The following is a 4,830-nucleotide window of genomic DNA, read 5'->3' as shown; positions in this document are numbered from 1 at the left end:
GCAATCCAGCCTAACATGCCCTGTACTCATTATCAACAGCTTTCGCGGCATAAAAGCTTATGGTTATTAGCTGATTAACTACCGTTTAACAACCGAGGTAATTTACACACTAATTTGGACTTGACTGCATTGAAAGGTTCATTAAGCAAGACTAACATTTTTTCTTCTTTAAAAATTCAGTTAGTTCACTCACCCGTAGTTTATATTCATGGTTATCAGGAAAATAGTACTATTTTTGAAAACTTAAAAGAATACCTTAATGAAAAAGGAATTCCAGGAATATTATTTAATTATGAATCTGAAGAAGGCATTGAAGCAGGTGCTGAAAAACTAGGTATTACTCTTGATCAGATAAAAAACGATTTTTTGCAAAAGGGTATACAAATCAACAAATTTAATTTAATAGCTCATAGTATGGGCGGATTGGTAGCAAGATATTATACTTCCCATAGTAGTTATATACAGCGTAATGATGTAGGAAAAATAATATTCATAGCAGTTCCTCAAAAAGGCTCTGCACTGGCAGCACTTGGTTCCAACTATTTTCAGGATAAAGGTATTCGTGACCTTTCTCCTGGCAGCACCATTCTTTCTGAAATCTTGCCTCAAATGATAAATAAAGGTCTTAACAGTACTATACAGGTAGGTAATATCGTAAGTGAATTTGACGAAGTTGTAAATTTAGAAAGTGCAAGTCTTGGAGAATGGGGAATTAAGACTCATATATTTAATATCGGTAAGAACAGAATAACTGTGGATAACTTGCTAAACGGTTCAATTATAGAAGCCTGGAATCATAAAGCAATACTTAGCAATAAAAAGGTTTTTGAAATGATTTATAAAATGTTAACAAGCTCTTTGCCTTATCCCAGAATAATTTCACCGTAATTTTCCACAGTTATTCACAGGCATGTTGATAACTTTTGGATAAGTATTATTGTTCAAACCCGCTAATATCAGGGCGTTTACGATTATAAAATTATGTAATCCAAAAAATATGCAATAACCTGTGGATAATTTAAAAATTTATCCACAGGTTGTAATTACAACATAATGGCTTATCGTTTTATCAAATATTATTCTTATAATTAATTGAATTTAAGGCTTATATCAAGGGCTTTAACAGAATGAGTAATCGCACCAACAGAAATAATATCTACTCCTACCCTGGCAATTTCCTGAACATTGTTTATATTAACATTTCCTGAGGCTTCAACCAAAGCTCTTTTGTTGATAATTTCAACAGCTTCTCTCATCATAGGAATGCTCATGTTATCAAGCATTATTATATCTGCCCCTGCATCAAGAGCTTCAAGTACTTCTTCAATTGTCTCAGTTTCTACTTCAATTTTTATTGTATGTGGTATTTTCTTTCTTGCAAGCTCCACAGCTTTTTTAATTCCTCCAGCAGCCTTTATATGATTGTCTTTAATCAATACACCATCAGACAGGGAAATTCTATGATTACTTCCTCCTCCCACTCTTACAGCATACTTTTCCAGGAGTCTGAGTCCAGGTGTAGTTTTTCTTGTATCAGCAATTCTGCAGGGAAAACCTTCTATCTTTTTTGAAAAACTATATGTTGTTGTTGCAACACCAGATAAATGCTGGAGTAAATTTAACGCTACCCTCTCTCCTTTTAACAGCGCCGAAGTATTTCCTTCTATCTCTGCAATAACTTGTCCCTTTTTAACCTGGTCACCGTCAGAAACTTTATTTAAAAATATAGTTTCCGGATCCAGTATTTGAAAGACTCTCTTAGCTACATAAAGTCCTGCTATTATACCTTCATCTTTAGAAATAAATCTTCCCTTAGAAACTGAGGAACTATCAATTATACTATCAGTGGTTATATCTCCTGAGGGCATGTCCTCTTTCAAATAAGAAATTAATAATTCATCTAAATATATGTCATTAAACATAATTAACCTCTCCATCTTAAATTGCATATTTTATTACTTACTCTATCTTTCTATTATGATTTATTTTTATTATATGTTTCTTCCAATTGATATCATCAGTTTTATCAAAATCTGACCTAAAATGAGCTCCTCTGCTTTCTTCACGCTCAAGTGCAGACTCAACTACAAGCTTTGATAAAAGTAATATATTCTGTAGTTCAAAATCCGCCATACTCATATTCTTCATATTTTTAACCAATTCACTATATTCCTTAATCCTTTTTTCCGCATACATAAGCCCTTCCTTATCTCTCACAATACCAACATAGTTTGTCATTAATGCTTGAATTTCTTTCTTAATTTCAACACTATTGATTTTAATATCGGAAGCATTTAAAGTCCTATCAGTAGTATATCCTCCTGAAAAATCAACCTTCTTATTTTCTTTATTTTCCAACAACCTGCTTATTTCAATACTGATCTTCCTTCCAAATACCAAACCTTCAAGCAAAGAATTACTTGCCAGCCTGTTGGCACCATGTATTCCGTTAGATGCAACCTCTCCACATGCGTAGAATCCTCGAATATTTGTCCTCCCGTGTACATCCGTGACTATACCTCCCATGCAGTAATGTTCTGCTGGAGCCACTGGTATGTAATCAGTCGAAATATCAATGCCATAACTAATGCAAGTTTTATATATATTGGGGAACCTGCGTTGGAGATACTCTTTGCTTTTAAATGTAATATCAAGATAAACATGATCAGAGTTTGTCCTTTGCATTTCCTTAAATATTGCTCTTGAAACTACATCCCTGGGTGCAAGTTCTTTCAGAGGGTGATATTTGGGCATAAATCTTTCTTTATTAACATTAAGAAGGATAGCTCCCTCTCCACGCACTGCCTCTGATATAAGGAAACTTTTATTTTCAGGGTGATAAAGTACTGTTGGATGGAATTGAATAAATTCCAAATCTGACAAAGCTGCTCCGGCTCTGTAAGCAAGAGCTGCCCCATCCCCTGTGGCAACCTCGGGATTTGTAGTGTTAGCATATAACTGGCCGTATCCTCCTGTAGCACATATAACTATATTCGAAAGATATAGCTTAAACTTGTCAGAATCTTCCTCATAGGCAATTACTCCTTTACAAACTCCATCTTCGGTTAATATATCCAGAACAAAGGTTCTTTCCATGATGTTAATATTTTTTCTGGTTTTTACTACTGAAATGAGTTTATCACACACTTCTTTTCCTGTTGAATCGCCTACATGAATGATTCTGTTTTTACTATGAGCTCCTTCCCTGGTTAAAGCCAGTTCTCCATGTTCAATCTTGTCAAAATTGACACCAAATTTTAGAAGGTTTTTTATGTTTGATTCTGCTTCATTTACAAGAACCCAGACACTTTCTTCATTACATAAACCTGCTCCTGCATATATGGTATCTTGAAAATGCAATTGTGGAGAATCTTCTTTATCAAGAGAAACCGCAATTCCTCCTTGAGCAAGCACAGAATTGCTTATATCCAAAGTCTCTTTAGTTAATATGGCAATATTATACTCCTGAGGAGTTTCCAGTGCGGTGTATACTCCTGCAATACCACTTCCTATTATAATAATGTCGTGATATTCTTTGTCAATTTTATTAATGTCAAAATCTATTAAATACCTATGCAAATTTTAGACCTTCTTTCAATTAATAAATTGAGACTAATTACTATTGAGACAATTCGAGCATTCTTGCAAGTGCTTTTTCAGCTTTTTGTCTAATATTCTCATTAAGTTCAATCTTGTATTTATTTTCTGACAATGCATTGTAAACACTTAAAAGACTTGTCTTTTTCATATTTGGGCAAATGAAGCCCGGAGATAATAAATAAAAGGTTTTATCAGGATTACTATTCTTAAGATTATATAATACACCCATCTCAGTTCCAATAATAAATTTTTTGTGGTGGCTATTTTTAGCATAATCAATTATTTGCTTTGTGCTTCCAACAAAGTCAGCCATTTCCACCACTTCCGGGCTGCATTCAGGATGAACAAGTAAAATAGCATCCGGGTGTGCCAACCTGGCCTTCTTAACGTCATCAACTTTAGCCCTGTTATGAGTGACACAAAAACCTTCCCATAAAACTATTTTCTTTTCAGGTACTATTTTTGAAATATAGCAGCCTAAATTCTTGTCAGGAACAAAAATTATTTCTTCTTCTTTAACGGCCTTAACTATCTTAACAGCATTTGATGATGTACAACATACATCACTCTCAGCCTTTACTTCAGCTGATGAATTGATGTAACATACAACTGCGGCGTTGGGATATAATTTCTTTTTTTCCCGCAACTCATCTGCTGTCACCATATCTGCCATTGGACAACCAGCGTCAATCTCTGGCAACAGTACGGTTTTTTCAGGAGATAAAATCTTAGCGCTTTCAGCCATGAAGTGTACTCCGCAAAATACTATTACTTTTGCGGTACTGCCGGCACAATATTTACTCAAGGCAAATGAATCGCCAACCATATCCGCTATTTCCTGAACGTCATCCACCTGATAGTTATGGGCAACAATAACTGCTTCCCTCTCTTTTTTCAATTCATATATTCTTTTTTTTAGATCTTCCTTATCCAACATCTAAATTTTCACACCCTTAATTTATATATAAATTTTTGTTTACTCCTTTTAAATTCTGTTATTTCCATTAAGACTTTAATTCATTTTAATATGTAAATAAAACTTTGTAAAGAAAATCAATTTATTATATATACTACCCAATTTGAGATAAAACTAGATAAAAAAACAAGACTCTATGCAACAAGCATAGAGTCTTGATATAAATCTGGCAGAGACCTACTTTCCCAGGCCGTCTCCAGCCTAGTATCATCGGCACTGAGAAGCTTAACTTCCGTGTTCGGGATGGGAACGGG

4 protein-coding genes and 1 rRNA gene are annotated in these 4,830 nt (G+C 34.4%); 1 reads left to right on the top strand and 4 read right to left on the bottom strand.

Annotated elements, in window-relative coordinates; translation table 11 throughout:
- Positions 1-129 precede the first annotated feature (129 nt).
- On the top strand, positions 130-888 hold the full coding sequence (locus tag GXX20_02905; GenBank protein ID HHW30614.1) for an alpha/beta hydrolase: 759 nt from the start codon (positions 130-132) through the stop codon (positions 886-888).
- A 200-nt stretch (positions 889-1,088) separates the two neighbouring features.
- Here the strand turns inward: GXX20_02905 and nadC are convergent, their stop codons facing one another.
- The 4 genes from nadC to rrf form a co-directional block, all read right to left on the bottom strand.
- The gene (gene nadC / locus GXX20_02900; protein HHW30613.1) at positions 1,089-1,922 is read right to left on the bottom strand and encodes a carboxylating nicotinate-nucleotide diphosphorylase; all 834 of its coding nucleotides are present in this window, start codon (positions 1,920-1,922) and stop codon (positions 1,089-1,091) included.
- 37 nt (positions 1,923-1,959) lie between these two features.
- The gene (gene nadB, locus GXX20_02895; GenBank protein ID HHW30612.1) at positions 1,960-3,564 is read right to left on the bottom strand and encodes an L-aspartate oxidase; all 1,605 of its coding nucleotides are present in this window, start codon (positions 3,562-3,564) and stop codon (positions 1,960-1,962) included.
- Positions 3,565-3,619: 55 nt separating this feature from the next.
- Positions 3,620-4,537: a quinolinate synthase NadA gene (gene nadA, locus GXX20_02890; GenBank protein ID HHW30611.1), complete on the bottom strand. Its 918-nt coding sequence runs from the start codon at positions 4,535-4,537 to the stop codon at positions 3,620-3,622.
- 203 nt (positions 4,538-4,740) lie between these two features.
- Positions 4,741-4,830: ribosomal RNA gene (gene rrf / locus GXX20_02885) — 5S ribosomal RNA — on the bottom strand; the annotation flags it as partial.

Source organism: Clostridiaceae bacterium, from assembly GCA_012840395.1.
Lineage (GTDB): Bacteria > Bacillota > Clostridia > Acetivibrionales > DULL01 > DULL01.
Note: the sequence above shows the minus strand (reverse complement) of the source record. Positions and strands in the feature narration are given on the sequence as shown.

Excerpts from the sequence above, each read along its gene's own strand:
- nadA (HHW30611.1), bottom strand. The coding sequence starts at position 4,537 with ATGTTGGATAAGGAAGATCTAAAAAAAAGAATATATGAATTGAAAAAA.
- nadC (HHW30613.1), bottom strand. The coding sequence starts at position 1,922 with ATGTTTAATGACATATATTTAGATGAATTATTAATTTCTTATTTGAAA.